Here is a 25,263-nt window from a genome sequence, read left to right as displayed (position 1 = left end):
CACGCGCCGTCGGCGCGTCGTGACCCAATGAAACGCCCTGGCTGCCGTCACCCCGGCACGACAGTCACGAATCGGTCGTAGTCGTAATTAAGTTGGTATACGGCCTCAAGATCGCAATCCGGTCTTCGGGGCGTTCAGCCCTCGACGCGGGCGACCTCACGGGCGGCGTCCGGGCCCCGGTCGAGCAGCACCCGGAAGCCGTCCTCGTCGAGGACGGGCAGCTTGAGGCTGGCCGCCTTCTCCGCCTTGGAGCCGGGATTGTCCCCCACCACCACGAAGCCGGTCTTCTTGGAGACCGAGCCGGTGACCTTGCCGCCCCGGCTCTGGATCGCCTCGGCCGCCTGGTCCCGGCTGAAGCCGGCGAGGGTGCCGGTGACCACGACGGTGACCCCCTCCAGCGGACGCGGACCCTCGTCGCCCGCCTCCTCGGCCATCCGGACCCCCGCCTCGGCCCACTTGCGCACCACCTCGCGGTGCCAGTCGACGGCGAACCACTCCTTGAGGCTGGCGGCGATGGTCGGGCCCACCCCGTCCACCGAGGAGAGCTCCTCCTCGGTGGCCGCGTCGATCGCCTCGATCGAGCGGAAGTGCCGGGCGAGGGCCTGCGCCGCGGTGGGGCCGACGTGCCGGATGGAGAGCGCGACGAGCACCCGCCACAGGTCGCGTTCCCGGGCGACGGCGAGGTTGTCCAGCAGCTTGGTGGCGTTGCTGCCCAGGCTGCCGTCCTTGTTGACGAAGAACGGCGAGCGGGCGAGCTGATCGGCGTCGAGGGAGAACAGGTCGCCCTCGTCGGCGATGACCTGCGCGTCGAGCAGCGCCGCGGCGCCCTTGTAGCCGAGCACCTCGATGTCGAAGGCGCCCCGGCCGGCCAGGTGGAAGACCCGCTCGCGCAGCTGCGCCGGGCAGCTGCGGCTGTTGGGGCAGCGGATGTCGACGTCGCCCTCCTTGGCCGGGGCGAGCGGGGTGCCGCAGGCCGGGCAGGCGGTGGGCATCACGAAGGGCCGGGCGTCGGCGGGGCGCAGGTCGACCACCGGCCCCAGCACCTCCGGGATCACGTCGCCGGCCTTGCGCAGCACCACCGTGTCGCCGATCAGCACCCCCTTGCGCTCGACCTCACGGGCGTTGTGCAGGGTGGCCAGCGCGACCGTCGAACCGGCGACCCGCACCGGCTCGAGGACGGCGAACGGGGTGACCCGGCCGGTGCGGCCCACGTTCACGTCGATGTCGAGCAGCTTGGTGGTCACCTCCTCCGGCGGGTACTTGAAGGCGATCGCCCAGCGGGGCGCCCGGCTGGTCGAGCCGAGCCGGCCCTGGATGGAGACCGGGTCGACCTTGACCACCACACCGTCGATCTCGTGCTCGACGTCGTGCCGGTGCTGGGCGTAGTACGCGATGTAGTCCGCGACGCCGGCCAGGTCCGGCACCACCCGCCACCGGTCGCTGGTGGGCAGCCCCCACGCCTTCAGCGCGGCGTACGACTCGGACTGGGCCGTCGGCCGGAAGCCCCGGCGGGCGCCGATGCCGTGCACCACCAGGCGCAACGGCCGGGACGCGGTGACTCGCGGGTCCTTCTGGCGGAGGCTGCCGGCGGCGGCGTTGCGCGGGTTGGCGAAGGGCGCCTTGCCCTGCTCGACCAGGGAGGCGTTGAGGTCGGCGAAGGCGGCCACCGGGAAGTAGATCTCACCCCGCACCTCGATCAGCTCCGGCACGTCGGGGAACTCGTCGCTGCCGGTGAGCCGCGCCGGCACGTCGCGGATGCTGCGGACGTTGGCGGTGACGTCCTCGCCGGTGCGCCCGTCGCCCCGGGTCGCCGCCCGGACCAGCCGGCCCCGCTCGTAGGTGAGGTTGATCGCCAGCCCGTCGACCTTCAGCTCGCAGAGGTAGGGCACCGGGCCGCCGGCATCCCGCTCGACCCGCTCGGCCCAGGCCGCCAGCTCCTCGTCGGCGAAGGCGTTGTCCAGCGAGAGCATCCGCTCGGCGTGGGTGACCGGGGTGAAGTCGGTGGAGAAGGTCCCGCCGACCCGCTGGGTCGGCGACTCGGGGGTGCGCAGCGCCGGGAACTCCGCCTCCAGCGCCTCCAGCTCACGCAGCTGCTTGTCGAACTCGGCGTCGGAGATGATCGGCGCGTCGAGGACGTAGTAGCGGTACTGGTGCTCGGTGAGCTCCTGGCTCAGCGTGGCGTGCCGCTCCCGCGCCTCGGGGGTCGGCTCGCCACCCGCCGCCGCCTCCTGCGCGGCGCTGACCTGCTGGGGGATCGCTTCTTCGGACACCCTGCCGCCTCCGGACACCTGTCGGGTTTCCCCGTGATCACGCTACCGGAGCACCGTATCGGCCGGGTGGGACAACCCGTCGCCTCCCCCGACGCGCCCGACGGGCGCCGGGCCACCGGCCGTGCGAGGATCGCCGCACGTCGGCGGCGTGCCGACCCGGGGAGAGGCGGGGGTACGGATGCCCGAGTGGCTGCTCTGGGCGGCGCTGGTCGTGCTGGCCGTCGTCGCCGGGTGGGGGTGGAACGAGTGGCGCGGGCGTGCCGCCGACCGCCGCTCCGGGGCGGGCACCCGCACCCGTGGTGAGCGGGGCACGCCGCCCCGCGACCGGGCCCGGCCCTCCGCGCCGCCCCGCCCGCGCACCCCGGTCGCCTCCCCCCGCCCCGGCGAGATCTGGTGGGCCGACGTGCCGTTCCACGACGGCACCGGGTCCAAGGTGCGGCCGTGTCTGGTGCTGCGCGCCGACGAGCGGGGCGCCGAGGTGCTCAAGATCACCAGTCAGGACAAGAGCAACCGCGACGACCACGTGCGGATCCCCACCCGCGACTGGGACCCCGACGCCGACGCCGACAGTTGGCTCGACCTCGCCGAGCCGCTCCGGATCCCGCCGGACGCCTTCGCCGACCGGGCCGGCACCTGCGACCGGGACCTGTGGCGCCGGGTCCGGCAGCTGCACGGCCGGCGCAGCTCGGCCTGACCGACCGACGCCCCTTCCCCCCGGCCGCGCGCCGCCGGCCGCCGGCCGGGTCGGTCGCGCCGACCACCCGACGTCGCCCGGCGGCCGACCGACGCCGGGTGGTCGCGCCGGCAACCGCTGCCCGCCGGTCAGTCCCAGCCGGCGCCGAGCGCGGTGAGCTGGTCGGCGTACTCGATGCGGGTGGACCACTGCGCCGGCCAGGCCGGCATCCCGTGGGCCGCGCCGAGGAAGGCGCCGGCCAGGGCGGCGATGGAGTCGGAGTCGCCGGCCGTCGTCGCGCCCCGGGCGAGCGCCGCGACCGGGTCGTCGGGGTGGCGCAGCGCACAGAGCAGGGCGGTGGCCAGGGCCTCCTCGGCGATCCAGCCCTCACCGGTGTGCCGGCAGGGGTCGTCGCCGTCGTCCGGCCGGGCCAGCGCGGCGTCGAGCCGCCCGAGCGCGGCCAGGCACTCGTCCCAGCCCCGGGCGATGAACTCCTCCGGCGTCCGCGCACCGGCCCGCTGCCACAGGTCGCCGAGCCAGTCGGCCCGGTAGACCCGCCGCTGTTCCCGGGCCCGCTCGGTGAGCAGCGCCGGCAGCTCCGCCAGCGCGGCGCCGTCGCGCAGCAGGCGCACCGCGTACCCGGTCAGCTCGCCGGCCGCCAGCCCGGTCGGGTGGCCGTGGGTGAGGCCGGCCTGGAGCTGGGCCAGCCCGGCCAGGGTGTCCAGGTCGACGTCGAGCAGCCCGACCGGGGTGACCCGCATGTTGGCCCCGCAGCCCTTCGAGTCGACCACGGTCGCCTCCTGCCACCGCAGGCCCCGGTTCAGCTCGGCGCAGGCCCGCAGGCAGGTCATCCCCGGGGCGCGGTTGTTGTCCGGGCTGACCGCCCAGTCGAGGAAGCGCCGCCGTAGCAGCGGCTCGACCGCCGCCGGGGTGAGTTCGGGGGCGTCGTGCAGCGCCCAGGCGACCGCGAGGGCCATCTGGGTGTCGTCGGTGACCAGCGCGGGATCGCCGGCCAGCTCACGCGGCCCGGTCGGGCCGTACCGGCGGACGATCTCGGCGACGGTCAGGAACTCGGTCGGCTTGCCCAGGGCGTCGCCGTAGGCGAGGCCGAAGAGCGAGCCGGAGGCCCGGCGGGGCGAGGAGTCGATCATGCAGGAGATCATGCCCCGCGCGGGCAAGCCTCGCCCGGCCGAAGGCGCGGCCCGGCACAGGCCGGGGCCGCGCCTTGGCCGGGCGGGGCGGGGTCAGTCCCAGCAGAGGCAGAACGGGTGGCCGGCCGGGTCAGCGTAGACCCGGAAGCCCTCCCCCTCGCCCGGCAGCCGCCGCGCGCCGAGCGCCAGCGCCGCCTTCTCGGCCGCCTCGATGTCGTCCACCGTGACGTCGAGGTGGAACTGCTGGGGCCGCTCCGGGTCGGGCCAGGCCGGCGGCCGCAGGTCGGGCGCCTTCTGGAAGGCGAGCCGCGGCTGGTGCCCCGGCCGGCCGCCGAGCACCACCCACTCGTCGCCGTCGGAATTGTCCTCCACCAGCGGCAGGCCGAGCAGCTCCGCGTAGAAGCCGGCCAGGGCCCGCGGATCGGGGCAGTCGATCACCGTTGAACGCAGCTGTCCAATCATGCCCGTCATCGTGCCCCGGGGGTGCGACGGAAAACCCTCAGTCCTCGTGCAGTCGCCGCCCCGCGTCCCGGCAGGCGGCGAGGACGGCCCGCGCGTACCCGGGGGTGGCGCCGGCGAGGCCGCAGGCCGGGGTGACCACCACCTGCTCGGCGAGCTGCCGCCGGGGAAAGCCGAGCCGGTCCCACAGCCCGCGTACCCGGTCGGCGACCTGGGCCGACGTGGGCGCCGGACCGGCCGGCGGGGGCAACGTGGGCGCGGCGCCGGCCAGCAGCCCGAACCCGGCGTCGATCGCCTCGCCGAGCGGGTCCAGGTCGGTGACGAAATCCAGGTCCAACGCGACCCCGACCGCCCCGGCCGAGCGGATCAACGCCAACGGCACGTCCGGCGCACAGCAGTGCACCACCGTCGGCACCCCGGCCGCCTCGATCACGTCGCGCAGCAGCGACCGGGCCCGCTCCGGCTCGACCGGCCGGTAGGCGCCGAGCCCGCTCTCGGTGGGCACCCGGCCGGCGAGCACCGCCGGCAGGGACGGCTCGTCGAGCTGGAGCAGCACCGACGCCCGGGGCAGCCGGCGGGTCACCGCCTCGACGTGCCGTCGCATCCCCTCCGCCAGCGAGCCGGCCAGGTCGCGCACCGCGCCGGGATCGCGCAGCATCCGCCCGCCGATCGGCAGCTCCAGGGTCGCGGCCAGGGTGAACGGCCCGGCCGCCTGGACCTTCACCGGCCCGGCGTACGCCTCGGCCTGCTCGGCGAGCTGGTCCAGGTCGCGTTCCATCAGGTCCCGGGCCCGGCGCAGGTCCCGCCCGGGGCGCGGCGCGACCCGCCAACGGGCCGCGTACAGCTCGACCGGCAGCTCCACCAGCATTCCGCCGGTGCGGCCGATGAGGTCGGCGCCGGGGCCACGCGCCGGGAGTTCGGGCAGGTGAGGCAGGGCGGGAAGCTCACCGAGGACGACCCGCTGCGCCTCGGCGATGTCGGTGCCGGGCAGGGAACCGATGCCGGTCGCCGCTCCGGCCGGCCAGGGCCAGGACTGATCAGTCACGGCCGAAGGCTACTCGCCCGGGGCCGGTCAGCCGGCGATGGTGGCCGAGCCGAGCACGATGTCCCCCGCCGGGTCCGGCCGGTACGCCACGATCGCCTGCCCGGCGGCCACCCCGCGCATCGGCCGGCGCAGCTCGGCGGTGAGGGCGTCGCCGTCCAGCGCCACGGTGGCCGGGACGACCTCGCCGTGCGCCCGCAGCTGCACCTCGCACTCGACCGGCGCGGTCGGCGGCGCGGCGCCGGTCCAGACCGGACGCGTCGCCCGTACCCGCGAGACCTCCAGCGCCTCGGCCGGGCCGACGGTCACGGTGTTGGTCTTCGGAGTGATGGAGAGCACGTAGCGCGGCCGACCGTCCGGGGCCGGCCGGTCCAGGTGCAGGCCCCGTCGCTGCCCGACGGTGTACGCGTACGCGCCGGTGTGGCTGCCGACCACCGCGCCGGTGACCGCGTCGACCACGTCACCGGGAGCCTCGCCGAGCCGCCCGGCCAGGAAGCCCCGGGTGTCGCCGTCGGCGATGAAGCAGATGTCGTGCGAGTCGGGCTTGTCGGCGACGGCGAGTCCACGCCGGGCGGCCTCCTCGCGCACCTCGGCCTTGGTCGAGTCGCCGAGCGGGAAGATCGAGCGGTCCAGCTGCGCGCGGGTCAGCACCGCCAGGACGTACGACTGGTCCTTGGCCTCATCGACGCTGCGGCGCAGCAGGCCGTCCGCGCCGAGCCGGGCGTGGTGGCCGGTGACCACCGCGTCGAAGCCCAGGGCCACCGCCCGGTCCAGTACCGCCGCGAACTTGATCTTCTCGTTGCAGCGCAGGCACGGGTTCGGGGTACGACCCGCCGCGTACTCGGCCACGAAGTCGTCCACCACGTCTTCGTGGAACCGGTCGGCCATGTCCCAGACGTAGAACGGGATGCCGATCACGTCGGCGGCCCGGCGCGCGTCGCGGGAGTCCTCCAGCGTGCAGCAGCCGCGCGCGCCGGTGCGGTAGGTCTGCGGGTTGCGGGCCAGCGCCAGGTGCACCCCGGTCACGTCGTGCCCCGCCTCCACGGCACGCGCCGCCGCCACCGCGGAGTCCACCCCGCCCGACATCGCCGCCAACACCCTCACCGACCGACCTCCTTCATCCCACCGAGCCTATCCCCGCCCCGATCCCACCCCCACCACCCCGACCACTCCTGCGCCTCGGTCACACCATGCGGCGATGACGCAGTCGTGGTGGGGGGAAGCCCGCAGAACATCCTGCTCCGGGCACCACAACCGCATGATCGGACGCCAGCATCGGCCGGGGTCAGCGGGGCGTGCGGAGGGCGGCGGCGCGGCGGGCGCGGTCGACGGCCGCCGGGAGGGCGGCGATCAGGGCGTCGACGTCGGCGGGGGTGCTGGTGTGGCCGAGGGAGAAGCGCAGCGAGGAGCGGGAGCGGTCGTGGTCCGCGCCCATCGCGATCAGTACGTGCGAGGGCTGCGCCACCCCCGCCGAACAGGCCGAGCCGGTGGAGCAGGCGATGCCCTGGGCGTCGAGCAGGAGCAGCAACGCGTCGCCCTCGCAGCCGGGGAAGGAGAAGTGCGCGTTGCCCGGCAGCCGGTTTGTCCGGTCGCCGTTGAAGACCACCTCGGGAACGGCCTCCCGGACCCGGCGGACCAGGTCGTCGCGGAGCGCGGCCACCCGCGCCGCGTACTCCTGCTGGCCCTTGACCGCGGCCTCGACGGCGACCGCGAAGGCGACGATGCCGGCGGTGTCGAGGGTGCCGGAGCGGACGTCGCGCTCCTGGCCGCCACCGTGCAGCAGCGGAGTGGCCGCGACGTCCCGAGCCAGCAGCAGGGCGCCGACCCCGGTCGGCCCGCCCAGCTTGTGCCCGGTCACGGTGAGCGCGGCGACGCCGCTGGCGGCGAAGTCAACCGGCACCTGGCCGACCGCCTGGATCGCGTCGGTGTGGAACGGCACGCCGTGCTCGGCGGCCACCGCCGCCAGCTCCGCCACCGGCTGGACGGTGCCGACCTCGTTGTTGGCCCACATCGCGGTGACCACCGCGACCCGGTCGGCGTGCGCGGTCAGCTCGGCCCGCAGCCGGGCCGGGTCGAGCCGACCGGCCTCGTCCACCGGCAGCCAGCCCACCTCGGCCCCCTCGTGGTCGGCCAGCCAGTCGACCGCGTCGAGCACCGCGTGGTGCTCCACCGCGCTGGAGACCACCCGGGTCCGCGCCGCCGCGGTGTCGCGGCGGGCCCAGAAGATGCCCTTCACCGCGAGGTTGTCGCTCTCCGTGCCGCCACCGGTGAAGATCACCTCGGAGGGGCGGGCGCCCAGCGCCGCGGCCACCCGCTCGCGGGACTCCTCCACCCGTCGCCGGGCGCGGCGGCCCGCCGCGTGCAGCGACGACGCGTTGCCGACCTCGCGGGCGGTGACGACGTACGCCTCCAGTGCCTCGTCGAGCATGGGGGTCGTCGCCGCGTGATCCAGGTATGCCATCACCGTTCAGCCTACTGACCGTCGGACGGTCAGCCCGACGCCGGAGTGGCCCGGTGTCGGGAGGTGCCCCCGGGCACGACGCCCGGCGTCGACAGGGGCACCTCCCGACACCTCAGGCGGGTACGGCGGTGACGACGATGTTGTCGCGGTACTTGCGGGTCGCGGCGTCGAACGGGCCGCCGCAGGTGATCAGCGTCAGCCGGGGCTTCCCGTCCCGGGCGAAGTAGCGCTCCAGCGGGATCTTCGTCTTGACGTACTCCTCCCGGGCGACGACCCGGTAGGTGCGCGGCCGGCCGTCCGAGCCGGTCGCGGTCAGGGTGTCGCCCTGGTCCAGCTCACGGAGCCGGAAGAACGCCCCCTTGCCCTGCTCGGCGCTGTCCACGTGCCCGGCGATCACCACCGAGCCGGCCTCGGCCTCCAGGCCGGGTCCGTAGCGGTACCAGGCGATCTGGTCGACGCTCGGGGGCACCTCGAACTCGTTGGTCCTCCGGTTGATGCCGACGGCGTTCACCGTGGCGGTGACGTCGATCGGCGGGATGCTCAACTTCACCGGCGGGACGGTGTTCGGCGGTGCCGGCAGGGTGCCGGCGCCCACCGGCACCGACGCGTCGCCCGGGGCGGCGCTCGTCGGGCCCGGGGTGGGCGTCGTGCTGGCCAGGGCCGCGGCCTCATCGGCGCCGACGTCCTCGGCCGGCTGCGACCCGCACGCCACTCCGGTGGCGACGGTGAGCGCGGCGACGCCGGCGGCCATGGCCGCCAGCGCCCCGCGGTTGCGCACCGTCACTTGCGACCGGTCCGGGCGGTGGCCACCCGCGCCCCGCCGCCGACCAGGAGCAGCGCGCCGGCACCGGCCAGCACGTACCACCAGGTGTCCACGCCGGTGCCGGCCTGGCCGCCGGTGCCGCTGGGCACGCCACCGGGCGCCGAGTGCAGGCCGGTGATGGTCTGCGCGACCAGGTCGAGGTTCTTGGCCTCGGCGGAGCCGATCGCGTAGACGATCGTGGCGGTGCCCTCCTTGAGGTTGAGGTCGGCCGGGCCGATGGCCACGGTGTCGGTGCCGGCCAGCACCACGTCCGCCTTCACGGTGCCCGCGTCGACGTCGCCCTTGGCCTCCTTCGGGTTGGTCAGGCCCTCGAAGACCGGGGTCCCGCCGGCCCGCACGTCCACCGCCGGGGCGGCGGCGGTGTGCCGGACGATCAGCCGGGCCTTGCCCGCGTCGACCTTGGAGGTGTCGTTGACGAACGGGGTGATCTTCGGCTTGCCGGCCTCGTCGAGGTGCGCGGCGATGCTGATGTTGGCGCCGCCCGGGACCTCGGCGTCGTCCACCTTGAGGATGGCCTGGTCGACCGCCTCGCCCGGCTTGGTCAGCGCGATGTCGTACTCGCCCTCGGCCAGGTTCAGCGGGCCGGCGACGTCGCCCGGCTTGAAGTTGTCCAGCGTCTTCCTGCCGTTGACGTACACGTCGACCGGGGTGTCCGGGATGCCGTGCACGACGGAGACCTTGGACGAGGCGGCGTAGGCCGGGCTCATGGTGACGGCGCCGACGCCGGCGAAGGTCAGGGTGGCCACCGCGCCACCCGTGGCGACCCGACGGAAGATCGAGAGCTGCATTGTCTGCCTCCTGCTGATTGGTGCTGATTCGTCAGGCCTGGCTTGCAGAACGGGATACGCCACCGCCCCGACGGGCGGATGCAGCCGATGAAGGTCTGTTTTTCCGGCGGCGGACCGCATCCGCACGCCCCTTCCGCCGCGAAGAGGAGGTGACGGGGACGCGAACATGGACGGACCGGGGAAGTGGAGCGAAGGCTGTGGGAGCTACAGTCGGGCATGCCCCACGGAAGGCGCACCGCCCGGTGACGGCGGTACGACAGGAACCCGAGCCCCCGCCTCCGGACGGCCTGGCGGAGCGGTTCCGCGCCGGCGACGAGACCGCCCTGCGGGAGGCGTACGACCGGTTCGGCCGGGCCGTGCTCCACCTGGCCACCAGCACGTTGGCCAACCGCAGCGACGCGGAGGACGTCACCCAGGCGACCTTCGTCGCGGCCTGGCTCGGGCGGGACACCTTCGATCCGGCCAAGGGGTCGCTGATCGGCTGGCTGCTCGGCATCGGGCGGCGCAAGGTGATCGACCGGCTGCGGGCCTCGGCCCGGGAGACCCGGGTGGTGGAGACGGTCCGACAACTGCCGGAGCCGGTCGCCACCGGCCCCGACCCGGACACGGTGGTCGACCGGCTGGTGGTCGCCGACGAGCTGGCTCGGCTCCCCGACGACCAACGACGCATGCTGGAACTGGCCTTCTACGACGACCTGACACACCAGCAGATATCGACGGTGACCGGAGTGCCGCTGGGCACGGTCAAGAGTCACATCCGACGCGGCATGGCGAGCTTGAAACGCAGATGGGAGGTGGACGGTGCAGCACCTGGACCACGACCGGCTGGTCTATCTGGCGCTCGGTGAGAGCGAGGCGGATCACGGCGAGACCGACCACCTCGGCACCTGCGCCCACTGCCGGGGCGAGATGGAGACCCTCCAGCACGTCGCCGGGCTCGGCGCGGAGACCCAGGGCCTGGGCGACCTGCCGGACCCACCCGAGCACATCTGGCAGGGCATCATCGCGGAGATCAACGCGGCGGAGGCCCTGCCGTCGCTGACCGACGCCCGTCGGCAGCCGGCGGTCGATGCGCGCGCGGCCGGCGCGGAATCCGACCGCCCGGTCGTCGCCGGGACGCGGGACCGGTCCCGCCGTCGTCGGCGCTGGCCGGGCTGGGTGACGACGGCCGTCACGGCGGCGGCCGCCGCCGCGATCGGGGTGGCCGGCACGCTGGCCGTGCTGGGGTCCAACGAGCCCGAGCAGCCCGCGCCGCGGCAGGTCGTGCTGGCCAGCGGGTCCCTGTCGGCGTACGGCACGACGCCGAAGGACGCCAACGGCGACGCCCGGGTCTTCACCGACGGCCGACTCCACCTGCACGTCGCGAATCTCCCGGACGTTTCGGGGTATTACGAGGTCTGGCTGATCAACCCGAGCAACATGAAGATGTTCTCGGTCGGGGTGCTGCGCGATCGCTCCGGCGACGCGCTGCTCCCGTTGCCACCAAACGTCGACCTTCAGGCATACTCAGTTGTCGACGTCTCCGCCGAACAGTTCGACAACAAGCCCGCCCACTCCGGCGACAGCCTGCTGAGGGGCAACCTGACGGGCTGATCGGCGGGCCGGCTCAGCTCCCCGGCCCGCCGATCAGCTCCCTTCCCGCCGCAGCGGGAAGGGGTGGACAGCGAAAGAGTGGCCATCCTTCGGGACGGCCACTCTTTCTCGTTTCGCGGTTGTCGGGGCGCCGCGCGCGGCGCCCCGACGACGCGTCACTTGCGCTTGCGGATCTCCTCGGCGGCCTGCGGCACGATCTTGAACAGGTCGCCCACCACGCCGAAGTCGGCCAGCTCGAAGATCGGAGCCTCGCCGTCCTTGTTGACGGCGACGATGGTCTTCGAGGTCTGCATGCCGGCCCGGTGCTGGATCGCGCCGGAGATGCCCAGCGCGACGTAGAGCTGCGGGGAGACCGTCTTGCCGGTCTGGCCCACCTGGAACTGGTGCGGGTAGTAGCCGGAGTCGACGGCCGCGCGGGACGCCCCGACGGCGCCGCCGAGCAGGTCGGCCAGCTCCTCCACCAGCTTGAAGTTGTCGGCGTTGCCGACGCCGCGACCGCCGGAGACGACGATGCCGGCCTCGGTGAGCTCGGGGCGGGAGCCCTTCTGCTCGGCGACCCGGTCGACGACCCTGGCCAGCTTGTCGGCGTCGTTGACGGCGACGGTGAGCTGCTCGACGGCCGGGGTGGCCGGCGCCGGCGTCGGGTTGACCGAGTTCGGCCGGACGGTGACCAGCGGCAGGCCCTTGGTGACCTTGGACTTGACGATGGTGGAGCCGGCGAAGGCGACCTGGGTCGCGGTGCCGTCGGCGTCCAGCCCGACCACGTCGGTCAGGATGCCGTTGTCCAGCTTGACGGCGAGCCGGGCGGCGATCTCCTTGCCCTCCTGGGCGGAGGCGAGCAGCACGGCCGCGGGCTGGACCCGCTTGACCAGCTCGGCCAGCACGGTGGCCTTGGGGGCCACCAGGTAGCCGTCGATCTCCTCACCCTCGGCGGCGTAGATCTTCTCCGCGCCGTACTCGCCCAGCTTGGCGCTCAGCGCCTCGGCGGCGCCGGCGCCACCGAGCACCACCGCGCTGGGCGTGCCCAGCTCGCGGGCGAGGGTGAGCATCTCCAGGGTGACCTTCTTGACGCCGAATTCCTTGGTGGCTTCGACGACGACGAGAACCTCAGACATGTCCAGACCTCTCACACGAACTTCTCGGTGGCGAGGAACTCGACCAGCTTGACGCCGCCCTCGCCCTCGTCGGTGATCTTGGCGCCGCCGGAGCGCGGCGGGCGCTTGGTGTGCTCCAGCACGGCGCTGGTCGCGCCGTCGAAGCCCACCTCGGTCGGGGCGACCCCGAGGTCACCCAGGGAGAGCGTCTGCACCGGCTTCTTCTTGGCCGCCATGATGCCCTTGAACGACGGGTAGCGCGGCTCGTTGATGGTGTCCCAGACGGAGACCACGGCCGGCGTCGAGGCGGTGACCACCTCGTAGCCCTCCTCGGTCTGCCGCTCGACGGTCAGCGTGGCGCCGTCGACAGTGAGCTTGCGCGCGCCGGTCAGGGCGGCGACGCCCAGCCGCTCGGCGATCATGTGCGGCATGACCTGGACCCGGCCGTCGGTCGACTCGGCGCCACAGATCACCAGGTCGGCGTTGAGCTGCCCGAGGGCGGCCGCGAGCACCTTCGAGGTGGCCACGGCGCAGGACCCGTGCAGGGCCTCGTCCACCACGTGCACGGCCTTGTCCGGGCCCATGGAGAGCGCCTTGCGGATCGACTCGGTCGCCCGGTCCGGACCCATGGTCAGGATGGTGACCTCGCCGCCGTGCGCCTCCTTGATCTTCAACGCCTCTTCGATGGCGTACTCGTCCATCTCGTTGATGACGTTGTTCGCCGAACCGCGGTCGACGGTGTTGTCGTCAGTGCGCAGGTTGCGGTCCGCGCCCGAATCGGGCACCTGCTTGACGAGTACGACGATGTTCATCGCGCTTCGACGACCCTCCTGTTTGGTGTTGCGATTGCTCGCCCGGTCACGGGCGGAGCTTCGCGCGTCCGTTGACGCCCGGTCAACCGCGGGCTGCTGTGCAGTTGCCCACGGCAGCAATGTTACCTGCCAGTAGCTTCGGCCTCTCGGGCACTCAGAGTGACACAGCTCACCGTCGGCCGCGTCCTGGGTAAACTCACGAACCGGGAGGTGTCAGACATGTCCGTGCAGCATGGGGGCGACGGGGCGGCACCGGCAACCGGCGCCGCCCCGGAGCGGTGCCGCCAGCCGGAGAGCGGGACCTACCGGTGCGCCTGCGGGCAGGTACGGGACAGCTGCGTACGCGACACCGTGCACGCGCTCTGGTCCGATCCCGACCCCGACCCCGAGGTCAGGCCGGCTCGGCCAGCGCCGTCCTGATCCGGTCGATCACCGCGGCCTCGGCCGGCGCCACCCCCCGGCTCACCCGGGCCACCCGGTCGGCGGCGGCCAGCACCAGCTCCCGGTACACCGCCACGTCGCCGGGGGACTTCTGCCGCAGGATGTCGACGGCCCGACCCAGCGCCGGCAGCACCATCGACTCGACCTCCAGCGCCGAGTCCCGGGGCAGCTGCGGCAGCGGGCCGACGGTGAGCGCCTCCTTCACCACTCCGCTGGCGTCGTTGAACGCCCCCGACGCGGCGACGCTCTCCCGGATCATGGCGAACATCCCCGGATCGGCGTTGGAGACCAGGAAGACCGCGCCGAACGCGCCGGTCTTGAGGGTCAGCTGCTCCTCGTCCGTCAACCGTTGCTCCATCCTCACGGAGTGTAGACGTAGGGGGTGGTCGTGGTGACCGGGACGAAGCCCAGCCGTTCCAGGATCGGCCGGCTGTCCTCCGAGGCGTCCACCTGGAGCAACGTCTTCCCGCGCTGGTCGGCCAGGCGCGCCCGGTACCCCACCAGCGCCCGGTAGATGCCCCGGCGCCGCCACTGCTCGAGCGTCGAACCGCCCCACAGGCTCGCGAAGCCGGTGTTGGCCGTGTACCGGATCCAGCCGGCGCTGACCACGGCCCCGTCCGCCTCCGCCACCACCACCGTTATCGACTGCGGGTCCGCGGCGATCTCCCGCTCCAGCCCGTGCACCAGGTGGCTCCGGTCGGCCCGCCACACCTGCTCCTCCATGGCGGCGATCCGCTCCAGGTCGGCGCGGGAGGTGACCTCACGCAGGCGTACCCCCTCGGGCGGCACCGGGACCGCGCCGGCCAGCGGCGCGACCGGCCCGACCAGGACGGTCTCCCGGTCCTCCGGAACGAACCCGGCCGCGCGCAGCCGGTCAGCCAGGTCGGCCGGCTCGTCGTGGGCGTTGAGCTTCCACTCCACCGACTGGCCGCGCTGCCGGAAGTACTCGACCTGGCGGGCGATCAGCGCGTCCAGCTCCGTGCCGGCCAGGCCGTCCAGGGTCCGGTACGTGAGGAAGCCGCCCTGGTCCAGGCCGAGGATGCGGACCAGCGGGCCGTCCCGCTCGATGGTCACCCCCGCCGGCACCGGGTCGGGGATCTCCGGACGGAGCTGGGTGTCGTAGGCGTCGCGTAGCCGGGAGGCGTCAAGATCGGTCATCGGTCCAGGCTATGCCGGGGACAAAGCGGATAATCGCCCTCATGCGGCAGACGATCAGGCGCTGGTTCGACCCGTCGGAGCTCGGCACCGTCGGGACCACCCCGGACTACCGCTTCTCGCTGGCCAACGAACGCACCTTCCTGGCCTGGCTGCGGACCGGGCTGGCGCTGCTCGCCGGGGGACTCGCCGCCGCCCAGTTCCTCCCCCCGCTGCCGCTGCGGCACCTTCGCGAGGCGATCGCGGTGGCGCTGCTGCTGCTCGGCGGCGCCGTGGCGGTCCGGGCGGTCGACCACTGGGCCCGCACCGAACGCGCGATCAGGCTCGGTGAGGAGCTGCCGTTCTCCCGCTTCCCGGCCGTCCTCGCCCTGCTGGTGGGGTTCGGTGCGCTGCTGCTGGTGGCCGCGGTGCTGGCCCGGGCGGTCGGCGCCCGGTGACCGGCGATCCCGGGCTGCAACCGGAACGCACCCGGCTGGCCTGGCGGCGGACCGCCCTGGCGCTCACCGTGGTCACCGTGCTGGCCGTCCGGCTCGCCCTCACCGGGGACCCGACGGGGGCGCTGCTCGCCGCGGCCGTGGTGCTGGTCTGGGCCGGGGCGCTCACCGTCTGCTGGGGCCGCGCCGCCAGCACCGGCCCGCTGCGGATCGGCACCCGGAGGGTGCCGCTGGTCGCCCTGGCCACCGCCGCGCTGGCGCTGCTCGCCGTGCCGCTGGCCCTGCGCGGTCTGTGGTGACGCGCGCGAGTAGGCCATGATAGGCGCATGGCCCGCCTGTACGTGCTGCTCTTCCTGGCCCAGATCGTCCTCGCCGTCTGCGCGCTGATCAGCTGCCTCTCGGCCGAGGAGGGGGCGATCCGGGCACTCCCCCGCATCGCGTGGGTGCTGATCATCCTCTTCTTCCCGCTGCTCGGCTCGATCGCCTGGTTCTTCGCCGGCCGCGAGCCTGGCGCCGCCCGGCAGCGGTCGGCCTGGCGGGTCGGCGGTGGCTTCCCGGAGCGGACCCGCCCCCGGCCCGTCGCGCCGGACGACGACCCCGAGTTCCTCAAGTCCGTCGCCGAGCGGTCCGGCCGCGACGACGAGGAGTTGTTCCGCCGCTGGGAGGACGACCTGCGCCGCCGCGAGGACGACCTGCGCAACAAGGAGGGCGACCCGCCGCCACGCGGGGAGGACCAGCCCGAGTCCAGGTGACCGGGGTGCGCCCGGCCACTTGGATCGGCGCCGCCGCGGCGGCGGCCGGGGTCACACCCGACGCTTGAGCGCCCGCAGCGACAGCGGCGCGAACAGCACCGCGATGCCGGCGCCCCACAGCAGGGTCTGCAGCACCGGGCCGGCGACCGGGCCGCTCACCAGCAGCCCCCGCAGCGCGTCGGCGACGATCGTCACCGGGTTGACCTCCACCCAGTTCTGCAGCCACCCGGGCATCCGGTCGGTCGGCACGAAGATGTTGCTGGTGAAGGTGAGCGGGAAGATCACCATGAAGCCGAAGATCTGCACCTTCTCCGGTTCGCTCACCAGCACCCCGACCAGCACCGAGATCCACGACGCGGCCAGGGTGAACGCCAGCAGCAGGGCGAACGCGGCGAGCACGCCGAGCACGCCGTTGCCGACCCGGAAGCCGAGGATCATCCCGACACCGAGCAGCAGCGCGATCGACCAGGCCTGCTTGACGGTGTCGGCGAGGATCCGGCCGGCCAGCGGCGCCCAGCGGGCGATCGGCAGCGCCCGGAGCCGGTCGAAGACCCCCTTGGTCAGGTCGTTGTTCAACCCGAACCCGGTGGTCATGGTGGCGAAGAGCGCGTTCTGCACCATGATGCCCGGCAGCATGAAGGTGAGGTACTCGCCGGAGGAGCCGGCGATGGCGGTGCCGAAGACGTACGTGAAGAGCAGCACGAACATCACCGGCTGGATGCTCAGGTCGAGCAGTTCCATCGGGTTGTGCTTGATCTGCACCAGGCTCCGCCAGGCCAGCGTGAGGGTGTGCCGGAGCCCGGCGGTGAGGCCGAGCCGGCGGGCCGGCGCCAGCGGGGTGGGAACCGTGGCGGTGGCGGTGGCGGCGGTCATGCCGGGGTCCTTTCCAGGGCGTCGTCGGTCGGGGTGTCCTGCTCGGCCCGGTGGCCGGTGAGGGAGAGGAACACCTCGTCCAGGCTCGAACCGCGCAGGGCCAGCTCGGCGACCTCGATCTCGGCGGCCTCCAGGCGCCGGACCACCGCGGGCAGCACGGCCGCGTCGTTGACCGGCACGGTGACCGTGTTCTGCGCGACCTCCGGGGTCGCCCCCGCCACCTCGCCGGCGACGGCCAGCACGGTGGGCAGGTCGGCCGGGTCGGCCGGCCGGACGGTGAGCACCTGACCGCCGGTCTTGGCCTTCAGCTCCTCCGGCGTGCCCTGGGCGATCACCCGGCCGTGGTCGACCACCGCGATCTGGCCGGCGAGCTGGTCGGCCTCCTCCAGGTACTGAGTGGTGAGCAGCACGGTCACCCCGTCGGCGACCAGCCCGCGGACGATGTCCCACAGCTCGTTGCGGCTGCGCGGGTCGAGCCCGGTGGTCGGCTCGTCGAGGAAGAGCACCTGCGGGCGACCCACCAGGCTGGCCGCCAGGTCGAGGCGGCGGCGCATGCCCCCGGAGTAGGTCTTCGCCGCCCGGCCGGCGGCGTCGGTGAGCTGGAACCCGGCGAGCAGCTCCGCCGCCCGGGAGCGGGCCGCGGCCCGGCTGAGCCCGAGCAACCGGCCGATGAGCAGCAGGTTCTCGGTGCCGGTGAGGGTCTCGTCGACCGAGGCGTACTGACCGGTCAGACCGATCAGCTGGCGCACCCGGTGGGCGTCGCGGCGGACGTCGTACCCGCCGACGGTGGCGTGCCCCTCGTCGGCGGCGAGCAGGGTGGCGAGCACCCGTACCGCGGTGGTCTTGCCGGCGCCGTTGGGCCCGAGCAACCCGAAGACCGTCCCGGTGGGGACCTCCAGGTCGACTCCGGCCAGGGCCGTGGTCGCGCCGAAGCGGCGTACCAGCCCTTCGGCGCGGATAGCGTGGGTCATGCGGAGAACTCCCGTCGTTGTCGCTGGTCACCCAACGATGAGCGACGGGTCTGACGTTACGACGACGGGCGCGGAGATGCCGCTCATTTAGCTGCCGACAGAACGCCGCCACCGCCACCGCCGGTCACCCGGCGACGGCGGTGGCGGCGCGCCGGTCAGGCCAGGTTCGACGAGCGCGGGTACGCGTCGGTCGGGTCGGTGAGCACGTTCACCAGGTACGGCACCCCGGCGTCGAACGCCCGGGCCAGGGCCGGGCCGAGGTCGTCGGCCTTCGCCACCGTCTCGCCGGCGCCGCCGAGCGCCTCGACCACCCGGTCGTAGCGCAGCTCCGGCTGGAGGTCGGCGGCGACGTCGTAGCCGTACATGGCCCGCATCGGGTGCTTCTCCAGCCCCCAGATGCCGTTGTTGCCGACCACGATGACCACCGGCAGCTTCTGCCGCGCCAGCGACTCCACGTCCATCAGCGAGAAGCCGGCGGCGCCGTCGCCCATCAGCACGCAGATCTGCCGGTCCGGATGGCTGACCCGGGCCCCCATCGCGTAGCCCATGCCGGTGCCGAGGCAGCCGTACGGGCCGGGGTCGAGCCAGGTGCCGGGCTGCGCCGGCTCCAGGTAGCGACCGGCGTACGAGACGAAGTCACCGCCGTCGCCGATGGTGATCGCGTCGGGGGCGAGGACCTTGCGCAGCTCGCCGTAGATCCGCGCGGGCCGGATCGGGTCGGTGTCGGCGGCCATCTCCTCGGCGTCGCGGGCCTTCGCGGCGTCCTCGGCGGTACGCAGCTGGGCGACCCAGTCGGCGTGGTCGGCCCGGACGCCGGTCCGGTCGGCCAGCGCGGAGAGGATCAGTCGCAGGTCGCCGGCGGGGCTGGCGGCCGGCTGGACGTGCCCGGCCCGCTGGCTGGGCGCGTCGACGATGTGCACCACCGCCGCGTCGCCGAAGTCGCCGAAGCTGAGCCGGAAGTCCAGCGGGGTGCCGATCACCACGACCACGTCGGCGCCGGAGAGCGCGACCCGGCGGGCCTTGGCGAAGGCGAGCGGGTGCTGCGGCGGCAGCGCGCCGCGACCCATGCCATTGGTGAAGACCGGCACCTGGAGCGCCTCGGCGGCCTCGCGGAGGGCGGCGACGGCGTCACCGGCGTACACGTCGGAGCCGGCGATGATGACCGGGCGCTGGGCGGCGGCGATCAGCCGGCCGGCCTTGGCCACCTCGTCCGGGTCCGGCTCGACCGGCGCGGGGGCGGCCGGGGCCGGCAGCTCGGTGTCGCCGACGGAGAAGACCGCCTCGAGCGGGAAGTCGAGGAAGGCCGGACCACGGTGCGGGGTGAGCGCGCTGGTCAGGGCGGCGGTGACCGCGCGCGGGATGTCCTCGGCGGTGAAGACCGTCTCGGCGTGCTTGGTGACCGGGGCGACCAGCGGCAGGTGGTCCATCTCCTGGAGGCTGCCGGAGCCCCAGCGGAACTGCGGCGCCCGCCCACCGAGCACCAGCACCGGGGAGGCGTTGAAGTACGCGCTGGTCAGACCGGAGATCCCGTTGGTGACGCCAGGCCCGGCGGTGAGCACGGCCAGCCCGGGGCGGCGCTGGAGCTTGGCCACCGCCTCGGCGGCGAAGACGGCGGACTGCTCGTGCCGCACGTCGTAGATCGGGAAGTCGGCCTTGTGCGCGGCGTCGTAGAGCGGGAACACGTGCCCGCCGGAGAGGGTGAACATCTCCCGTACGCCGTTGGCGCGCAGCGCCGCCAGCGCCAACTCTCCGCCGTGGCCCTCGACCCGTTCCGTCATCGCCGCTCCCCTCGTTCCATGACCGAGGTCACACGTTACTGGTCGGTACGAGGAATGTGAACCGTTCTCGGCTCGGTCGGTCCGGGCCGGCGCCCCGGGCGGGTCGCCAGCCCGGACGACACGTCAGCGGCCGGTGAAGTCCGGCTTGCGCTTCTCGACGAAGGCGGCCATGCCCTCGCGCCGGTCGTCGGTGGCGAAGAGCGCCGCGAAGAGCTGACTCTCCCAGGCCAGGCCGGAGTTGAGGTCCATGTCCAGGCCGGCGTCGACGGCGAGCTTCGCCGCCCGCAGCGCCTGCGCCGGACCGGTCAGGAACGGCTTGACCAGGGCGACCGCGGCCTCGTAGACCTCGCCGGCGGGGACGACCCGGTCGGCGAGGCCGATCCGCAGCGCCTCCTGGGCGTCCACCATCCGGCCGGACATGATCAGATCCTTGGCGCGGGCGGGGCCGACCAGCCGGGCCAGCCGCTGGGTGCCGCCGGCCCCCGGGATGATGCCCAGCTTGATCTCGGGCTGGCCGAGCTTGGCGTCCTCGGCCACCACCCGCCAGTCGCAGGCCAGCGCCAGCTCGCAGCCGCCGCCGAGGGCGTAGCCGGTGATCGCGGCGACCACCGGCTTGGGGATCCGGGCGATGGCGCCGAGCGCGCTGGAGAGGTCGGCGGCCCGGGCCGCCATGTCCACGTAGGACATGTCGGCCATCTCCTTGATGTCCGCGCCGGCGGCGAAGACCTTCTCCCCGCCGTACACGATCACGGCGCGGACCTGCGGGTCGGCGGTGGCCGCCGACGCGGCGGCGCGCAACTCCTCCTGGACCTGGGTGTTGAGGGCGTTCATCGGCGGCCGCTCCAGCCGGATGGTGCCGATGCCGTCCCGGGTCTCCAGCCGCACGAACTCGCTCACGCTGCCCTCACTTCCTCGTCGAAGTCGCGTGCCAACCTTACGGGCGGGCTCGTTGGGGTACATAGTCGAGGTGTCAGCCCCGCGGTCGGGAGTCCAGCCATGATCACCTATTACGACGACAGATCGGTGCAGGTCACCTCCATCGCGATCCGGGTGGACGGGCGCAGCTACCCGCTCGCCGAGATCGGCCTGGTGTGGCATCGGCGGGGCAGCCGCTCCTGGCGGGTCCTCGTCGGGCGGGGCGCGCTCGGCGCGGCGCTGGCCGGACCGCTCGTGGCCGCCATGCTGGGCATCGCGGTCGCCGTCTGGCTGCACCGCTCCCCCACGGTCACCATCGCCATCGTGGGCGCCTCGGTGCTGGTCGGGCTCGCCGTCGGGCCGCTCGCCGACGTCCTCTTCGAATTCCTCGACCGGTCGTACGCCCGGGGCAGCCGCCAACTGGAGCTCTGGGCCCGCTGGCGCGGCCAGCCGACGCTGCTGCTGCGCACCGGTGACGCGCTGCGCTTCGGTCAGATCTACCGGGCGGTGCAGCGGGCGATGGAGAGCGGCCCGCCCGCCCCCCGCCCGCAGCACCGGATCGCCTCGTCCGGCAGCAACCCCGCGCCGCGCCGCAGACCGTAGCCGCCCCGCCCACCTCGGCAACCGCGCCACCGCCAACCGCCGGGTGCCGCACGACGGCCGCCGACGGACCGACAAGCGGTGGCGACGAGGGCGGTCGGCGACGGCCGCCGGCAGTAGGCCGCACGCCGCAGGCTGCGGGCAACGAGCCATGGGCGGCGGGCGGTGGGCGGCGGGCGGCGCGCCGGAGGTGGCAGACCTTAAGCCGAGACCGACCCGCTTCACAGGCAGCGCTGCGGGAGCCGAGGAGGCGCGGTGACAGCGGCGGCTCGGCCAGGGAGCGGACCTACGATGTGGACGCTTTAGAGCTGATGACGTAAACGACTCGTCGGGACGGGTGAACCGTTTACGTCATCAGCTCTAAAGGATCCGACCTACACACCCGCTCCCCCATCGCCCAGGTCAAGCGCCCGGCCGGGCGGGAACGGCGGAACCCATCGCCGGCGCGGAAGGCGCCCACGCGATGCCGGCGGCGACACCGACGGCGACACCGACGGCGACCGAGGCGGCGACACGGCGACAAGCAAGGCGGCGAACGGCGACGACCAAGGCGGCGGCAGACGGTGGCACCGGCGGCGACGGAGGGGCGCGACGAGGGCGGGCGCGGGGCGCGGGCCCACGGTTAGAGTTAGTGATGACCCTCTATTACCGGGACGACCGCGTCGAGGTGACGTCGGAGGCGATCCAGGCTGGTGGGTACGCGGTCCGGCTCTCCGACGTGACGTACGTGTGGCACGCCCGGGGGGCGACGACGATGGCGGTCCGGGGTCGGGTGCTGGGGCGGGGCGTGCTGGTCCTGCTGCTCTCCCTGCCGCCGCTGGTGGCCCTGGTCTGCGTGGTCTCGCTGGCCTGGTCGGCGCAGGACCGGGGCAACTGGCAGCTGGCCCTGATCATCCTGGCCGCCTGCGCGGTCGGTGCGCTCGCCCTGACCCCCTTCCTGGAGCTGCCGCTGAGCTGGCTCGACCGCTCCTACGAGCGCGGCAACCGGGTGCACGAGCTGTGGGTGCAGCACCACGGGCAGGAGGTGCTGCTGGTCCGCACCCCGGACGCGCTACGGTTCGGGCAGATCTACCGCGCCGTGCAACGCGCCATCGAGCAGCAGGGGGAGCACCGATGACCACTCGTCGCGGCGAGGCGGTCGCGCTGGCCGGACTGCTCGCCACCGCCGGCGTCACCCACTTCCTCAAGCCCCGCTTCTACGACCCGATCGTGCCGCGCGTACTCCCCGGCCCGGCGCGCTTCTGGACGTACGCCAGCGGGGTCGCCGAGCTGACGGTGGCGGCGGCGGTCGCCCACCCGGCAACCCGGCGGCGCGGCGGGCTGGCCGCCGCCGCGCTCTTCGCCGCGGTGCTCCCGGCCAACGCGCAGATGGCCGTGGACTGGCGGGGCGGGAGCCCCGCCCGGCGGGCGATCGCCTACGGCCGGCTGCCGTTGCAGGCGCCGCTGATCTGGTGGGCGCTGCGGGTGGCGCGCACCCGGCCATAACCCGGCTGTTATTGACAAAGCGGGTGGTGTGCACTGCGGCCGGCCGGTGCTCTCCTCATTGGACAGTGTCATCCACCGATATGGGGAGGCTGTCATGTGGAGAAGACCCGCCGTCGCCGTCGCGGCGGCCCTCGCCCTGCTGCTGCCGGGCGGCACCGCCGCCGCAGCGCCATCCACCACCGCCGCCGCGCCACTGGCCGCCGCCGCCGACACGTCGGTCCCCGGGGCCCACCCCGCCGGGTACGTCGACACGACGGTCAGCGCGGCCGGCCGTTCGTTCTCCGCCCGGATCTACTACCCCGCCACCGCCGCCGGCAGCGGCCAACCGGTCGCGGCGGGCCGCTTCCCGGTCGTCGCCTTCGGCCACGGGTTCCTGCAGGGCGTGTCGAAGTACTACTCGACGCTGGGGCATCTGGCGTCGTGGGGCTTCATCGTGCTCGCCCCCACCTCCCAGGGGGGCCTCTCCCCCAGCCACAGCGCCTTCGCCGACGACCTCAACGCGGCGCTGACCTGGACCGTCGCCCAGGACACCACGACCGGTTCCCGGTTCGCCGGACACGTCCGCACCGACCGGCTCGGGCTCTCCGGCCACTCGATGGGCGGCGGCGCCAGCGTCCTCGCCGCGGCCCGCAACCCGAAGGTGGTCACGGTGGCCAACCTCGCCGCCGCCGAGACCAACCCGTCGGCGAAGGCCGCCGCCGCGACCCTGACCGTGCCGGTCCGGCTGATCGCCGGGGAGCGGGACACCATCGCCGGGGTCGCCGACCACCAGCGACCCATCTACGCGGCGAAGCCATCGGCCAAGCAGCTGCGGATCATCAAGGGCGGGTTCCACTGCGGGTTCATGGACAGTGGATCGTTCTTCTGCGACAGCGGCGGGATCAGCCGGGCCACCCAGCTGCCGATCACCAAGCGGCTGCTCACCGAGTGGTTCCTGCTCTACCTGACCGGTGACACCACGTACGACAACGCCGTCTGGGGCGCCCCGGCCCAGAACGACCCGCAGGTCAGCTTCGAGGGCGTGCGCTGAGCCGCCGGACCGGTGCCGGGGCGCCCCGATCCGGCACCGGTCACCTCAGCGGCAGGGTGGTGGCGACCGGCCAGGCCAGCAGCGCCGCGCCCACCAGGGCCGGCAGCCACCGGGGCGCGCCCGACCGGCGCAGCACCGCCGCCCAGGCCGCCTGCCAGCCCATCAGCACCGCGAAGAGCGGCACCACCAGCAGCACGAACCCGGGTGCCAGGCCGACCACGGCCGCCGCGGTCAGCGCCAGCACGGCGATCCCGCCGACTGCCGCGTACCACCAGCTCCGGCCGCCGGTCGCCCGCTCCGCGCCGGCCAGGAAGACCAGCGCGCCGAGCGCCACCACCGGCAGCAGCCACCACCGGGCGCCCACCGGCAGCGCCGAGGTCAGCCCGAGATGCATCGGCACCGCGACGGCGGTCACCGCGTACCCGGTCAGCACGACGGCCGCGACCGGCGCCGGCACCGGCCCGCGGCCCCCACCCGACGCCACCGCCGGCCCGGCGCTCGCGGCCGGGACGGTGGGCCCGGGCCACCAGCGCGTCGCCGCGACCAGCAGCAGGCCGGTGGCCAGCAGGAATCCCGTGACGTACCCACCGACCGCCAGCGGCAGCCGGACGGTGGGCGACGCCACGGCCGCGACCGCGCCGAGCGCCGCCGCGACGATCCCGGCGACCGGCGGACGCCACCCGGCGACCGCCGCGACCGGCGGCCCGTCCCGGCGCCCCCCGTGGAGCACCCGCACCAACGGTACGAAGCCGAGGCCGAAGCCGAGCAGCAGCAGCCCGGCGGCGCCCAGCCGGACGACGGGCTCCGGCGGCGGCCCGTCCGGCGCACCCGGCAGGGCGCCGGCGACGACCTCGTGGGTCCGAGCGGCGAAGAGCACGGAGACGTGTTCGGTGGCCGGGACGACCGTGATCGCCCGCTGCCCCGGCGGCGCCCGGCGCAGCGCCTCCTCGGCGGCGCGATGGAAGCCCGGGAACTCGGCGGCCCCGACCACCAGCGTCAGCGAGCGGGGCTGCCCGTACGGCAGGTCGCCGGCGTCGGGCAGCGAGATCGCGACCGTGCCGGCGAGCTCCGGGTGCCCGGCGGCGTAGCGGGTGACCGTCCCCGCGCCCATCGAGTGTCCGACCAGGATGATCCGGGCCGGGTCGACGTCCGGCCGCCCGCGTAGGTGGGCCACGGCGACGTCCAGGTCACCGGCCAGAGTGGCCCGGGAGGCGGCGCTGTCACGCCCCGCGCCGGGCAATCCGGCGGGGTTGGCGCCGTGCCCGGCGAAGTCGAGCAGCAGCGCGACCGCGCCCCGCCGGGCCACGGTGTCGGCGATCGGGCGCATCAGCCGGGCGGAACCGGCGAAGCCGTGCGCGATCACCACCCCGGGCCGGCGCCCCGGCTCCGCCCCGGTCCGCACCTCGGTCATCGGCACCCCGTTGACGGTCACCTGGCGGGTGTGCAGCCCGGATGCGGCCCGGACCAGTCCGTGACCGCCGAGGACCAGGGCGAGCGCCGCGAGCACGACGAGCAGGACGGTCCGGCGGGCGGTGGGGGCGGCGCCGGAGCGACGGTCCGACATGCCGGCACAGTACCGACCGGAGCCGCGCGGAAGGGCCCCGTCGACGCGGTGGAAACCGGGACCCCGTCCGCCGCACCCGGCCCGGACGTGACCGGGACC

General features: G+C 74.2%; 27 protein-coding genes. 10 read left to right on the top strand and 17 right to left on the bottom strand.

Going from position 1 to position 25,263, the window contains the following annotated elements; genetic code table 11:
* Positions 1 to 134 precede the first annotated feature (134 nt).
* A complete protein-coding gene (gene ligA, locus V6U79_RS01750; protein ID WP_334613230.1) occupies positions 135 to 2,270 on the bottom strand; it encodes an NAD-dependent DNA ligase LigA in 2,136 nt (711 codons plus the stop codon).
* A gap of 148 nt (positions 2,271 to 2,418) precedes the next feature.
* On the opposite strand from ligA, the gene V6U79_RS01745 reads away from it, so the two are divergent.
* Entirely contained in the window at positions 2,419 to 2,964 is a 546-nt protein-coding gene (locus V6U79_RS01745) for a type II toxin-antitoxin system PemK/MazF family toxin (protein ID WP_334519056.1), read from the top strand.
* Between the two features lie 128 nt (positions 2,965 to 3,092).
* Here V6U79_RS01745 and V6U79_RS01740 read toward each other — a convergent pair whose 3' ends face one another.
* From V6U79_RS01740 to V6U79_RS01710, 7 genes are all read right to left on the bottom strand, one after another.
* The gene (locus tag V6U79_RS01740) at positions 3,093 to 4,094 is read right to left on the bottom strand and encodes an ADP-ribosylglycohydrolase family protein (protein ID WP_334613229.1); all 1,002 of its coding nucleotides are present in this window, start codon (positions 4,092 to 4,094) and stop codon (positions 3,093 to 3,095) included.
* Between the two features lie 93 nt (positions 4,095 to 4,187).
* Entirely contained in the window at positions 4,188 to 4,556 is a 369-nt protein-coding gene (locus V6U79_RS01735; RefSeq protein WP_334519061.1) for a VOC family protein, read from the bottom strand.
* 37 nt (positions 4,557 to 4,593) lie between these two features.
* Entirely contained in the window at positions 4,594 to 5,598 is a 1,005-nt protein-coding gene (locus V6U79_RS01730) for a methionine synthase (protein WP_334613228.1), read from the bottom strand.
* A 27-nt stretch (positions 5,599 to 5,625) separates the two neighbouring features.
* A complete protein-coding gene (gene mnmA, locus V6U79_RS01725) occupies positions 5,626 to 6,699 on the bottom strand; it encodes a tRNA 2-thiouridine(34) synthase MnmA (protein ID WP_334519067.1) in 1,074 nt (357 codons plus the stop codon).
* A 181-nt stretch (positions 6,700 to 6,880) separates the two neighbouring features.
* The gene (locus V6U79_RS01720; protein ID WP_334613227.1) at positions 6,881 to 8,056 is read right to left on the bottom strand and encodes a cysteine desulfurase family protein; all 1,176 of its coding nucleotides are present in this window, start codon (positions 8,054 to 8,056) and stop codon (positions 6,881 to 6,883) included.
* Positions 8,057 to 8,168: 112 nt separating this feature from the next.
* A complete protein-coding gene (locus V6U79_RS01715; protein WP_334613226.1) occupies positions 8,169 to 8,840 on the bottom strand; it encodes a class F sortase in 672 nt (223 codons plus the stop codon).
* Positions 8,837 to 9,667, bottom strand: a complete 831-nt coding sequence (locus tag V6U79_RS01710) for a DUF4397 domain-containing protein (protein ID WP_334613225.1) — start codon at positions 9,665 to 9,667, stop codon at positions 8,837 to 8,839. The genes V6U79_RS01715 and V6U79_RS01710 overlap by 4 nt, the downstream gene beginning before the upstream one ends.
* A gap of 242 nt (positions 9,668 to 9,909) precedes the next feature.
* On the opposite strand from V6U79_RS01710, the gene V6U79_RS01705 reads away from it, so the two are divergent.
* Complete coding sequence (locus tag V6U79_RS01705) at positions 9,910 to 10,515, top strand: RNA polymerase sigma factor (RefSeq protein WP_334613224.1); 606 nt, start codon at positions 9,910 to 9,912, stop codon at positions 10,513 to 10,515.
* Positions 10,469 to 11,260 carry an anti-sigma factor gene (locus V6U79_RS01700; protein ID WP_334613223.1) on the top strand — a complete coding sequence of 264 codons (792 nt, stop codon included), beginning with the start codon at positions 10,469 to 10,471 and terminating at the stop codon, positions 11,258 to 11,260. Before V6U79_RS01705 ends, V6U79_RS01700 begins: the two co-directional genes overlap by 47 nt.
* A gap of 155 nt (positions 11,261 to 11,415) precedes the next feature.
* On the opposite strand, the gene V6U79_RS01695 is transcribed toward V6U79_RS01700, so the two are convergent.
* The 4 genes from V6U79_RS01695 to V6U79_RS01680 form a co-directional block, all read right to left on the bottom strand.
* Entirely contained in the window at positions 11,416 to 12,375 is a 960-nt protein-coding gene (locus V6U79_RS01695; RefSeq protein WP_334613222.1) for an electron transfer flavoprotein subunit alpha/FixB family protein, read from the bottom strand.
* An 11-nt stretch (positions 12,376 to 12,386) separates the two neighbouring features.
* Positions 12,387 to 13,166 (bottom strand): electron transfer flavoprotein subunit beta/FixA family protein, encoded by a 780-nt coding sequence (locus V6U79_RS01690; RefSeq protein WP_334519087.1) that lies wholly within the window; start codon positions 13,164 to 13,166, stop codon positions 12,387 to 12,389.
* A 391-nt stretch (positions 13,167 to 13,557) separates the two neighbouring features.
* Positions 13,558 to 13,971: a hypothetical protein gene (locus tag V6U79_RS01685; RefSeq protein WP_334519091.1), complete on the bottom strand. Its 414-nt coding sequence runs from the start codon at positions 13,969 to 13,971 to the stop codon at positions 13,558 to 13,560.
* The gene (locus V6U79_RS01680; RefSeq protein ID WP_334613221.1) at positions 13,968 to 14,765 is read right to left on the bottom strand and encodes a GNAT family N-acetyltransferase; all 798 of its coding nucleotides are present in this window, start codon (positions 14,763 to 14,765) and stop codon (positions 13,968 to 13,970) included. The genes V6U79_RS01685 and V6U79_RS01680 overlap by 4 nt, the downstream gene beginning before the upstream one ends.
* A 41-nt stretch (positions 14,766 to 14,806) precedes the next feature.
* On the opposite strand from V6U79_RS01680, the gene V6U79_RS01675 reads away from it, so the two are divergent.
* The 3 genes from V6U79_RS01675 to V6U79_RS01665 are packed head-to-tail and all read left to right on the top strand — an operon-like array spanning position 14,807 to position 15,948.
* On the top strand, positions 14,807 to 15,199 hold the full coding sequence (locus V6U79_RS01675; protein ID WP_334519096.1) for a YidH family protein: 393 nt from the start codon (positions 14,807 to 14,809) through the stop codon (positions 15,197 to 15,199).
* A complete protein-coding gene (locus V6U79_RS01670; protein WP_334613220.1) occupies positions 15,196 to 15,495 on the top strand; it encodes a DUF202 domain-containing protein in 300 nt (99 codons plus the stop codon). The genes V6U79_RS01675 and V6U79_RS01670 overlap by 4 nt, the downstream gene beginning before the upstream one ends.
* Before the next feature lie 27 nt (positions 15,496 to 15,522).
* Positions 15,523 to 15,948, top strand: a complete 426-nt coding sequence (locus V6U79_RS01665) for a PLD nuclease N-terminal domain-containing protein (protein ID WP_334613219.1) — start codon at positions 15,523 to 15,525, stop codon at positions 15,946 to 15,948.
* A gap of 51 nt (positions 15,949 to 15,999) precedes the next feature.
* Here the strand turns inward: V6U79_RS01665 and V6U79_RS01660 are convergent, their stop codons facing one another.
* From V6U79_RS01660 to V6U79_RS01645, 4 genes are all read right to left on the bottom strand, one after another.
* A complete protein-coding gene (locus tag V6U79_RS01660) occupies positions 16,000 to 16,821 on the bottom strand; it encodes an ABC transporter permease (RefSeq protein ID WP_334519104.1) in 822 nt (273 codons plus the stop codon).
* Positions 16,818 to 17,792, bottom strand: coding sequence for an ATP-binding cassette domain-containing protein (locus V6U79_RS01655; protein WP_334613217.1), 975 nt, complete (start codon positions 17,790 to 17,792; stop codon positions 16,818 to 16,820). Before V6U79_RS01655 ends, V6U79_RS01660 begins: the two co-directional genes overlap by 4 nt.
* Positions 17,793 to 17,947: 155 nt before the next feature.
* The gene (locus V6U79_RS01650) at positions 17,948 to 19,570 is read right to left on the bottom strand and encodes an acetolactate synthase (RefSeq protein ID WP_334613216.1); all 1,623 of its coding nucleotides are present in this window, start codon (positions 19,568 to 19,570) and stop codon (positions 17,948 to 17,950) included.
* Positions 19,571 to 19,693: 123 nt separating this feature from the next.
* Positions 19,694 to 20,467 carry an enoyl-CoA hydratase-related protein gene (locus tag V6U79_RS01645; protein ID WP_334519113.1) on the bottom strand — a complete coding sequence of 258 codons (774 nt, stop codon included), beginning with the start codon at positions 20,465 to 20,467 and terminating at the stop codon, positions 19,694 to 19,696.
* 99 nt (positions 20,468 to 20,566) lie between these two features.
* Between V6U79_RS01645 and V6U79_RS01640 the strand changes: the two genes are divergently transcribed.
* From V6U79_RS01640 to V6U79_RS01625, 4 genes are all read left to right on the top strand, one after another.
* On the top strand, positions 20,567 to 21,088 hold the full coding sequence (locus tag V6U79_RS01640; RefSeq protein WP_334613215.1) for a DUF6232 family protein: 522 nt from the start codon (positions 20,567 to 20,569) through the stop codon (positions 21,086 to 21,088).
* Positions 21,089 to 21,719: 631 nt separating this feature from the next.
* Positions 21,720 to 22,202 (top strand): DUF6232 family protein, encoded by a 483-nt coding sequence (locus tag V6U79_RS01635; RefSeq protein ID WP_334519119.1) that lies wholly within the window; start codon positions 21,720 to 21,722, stop codon positions 22,200 to 22,202.
* A complete protein-coding gene (locus V6U79_RS01630) occupies positions 22,199 to 22,570 on the top strand; it encodes a DoxX family protein (RefSeq protein WP_334613214.1) in 372 nt (123 codons plus the stop codon). The genes V6U79_RS01635 and V6U79_RS01630 overlap by 4 nt, the downstream gene beginning before the upstream one ends.
* A gap of 94 nt (positions 22,571 to 22,664) precedes the next feature.
* Positions 22,665 to 23,600: an alpha/beta hydrolase family protein gene (locus tag V6U79_RS01625; protein WP_334613212.1), complete on the top strand. Its 936-nt coding sequence runs from the start codon at positions 22,665 to 22,667 to the stop codon at positions 23,598 to 23,600.
* Between the two features lie 40 nt (positions 23,601 to 23,640).
* On the opposite strand, the gene V6U79_RS01620 is transcribed toward V6U79_RS01625, so the two are convergent.
* Entirely contained in the window at positions 23,641 to 25,164 is a 1,524-nt protein-coding gene (locus V6U79_RS01620) for an alpha/beta hydrolase (RefSeq protein WP_334613211.1), read from the bottom strand.
* Positions 25,165 to 25,263: the final 99 nt, after the last annotated feature.

The sequence above is a fragment of the Micromonospora psammae genome, from assembly GCF_036902725.1.
Classification (GTDB): Bacteria; Actinomycetota; Actinomycetes; order Mycobacteriales; family Micromonosporaceae; genus Micromonospora.
The sequence above is the reverse complement of the archived record's forward strand: the minus strand, read 5'-3'. Positions and strand labels throughout refer to the sequence as shown.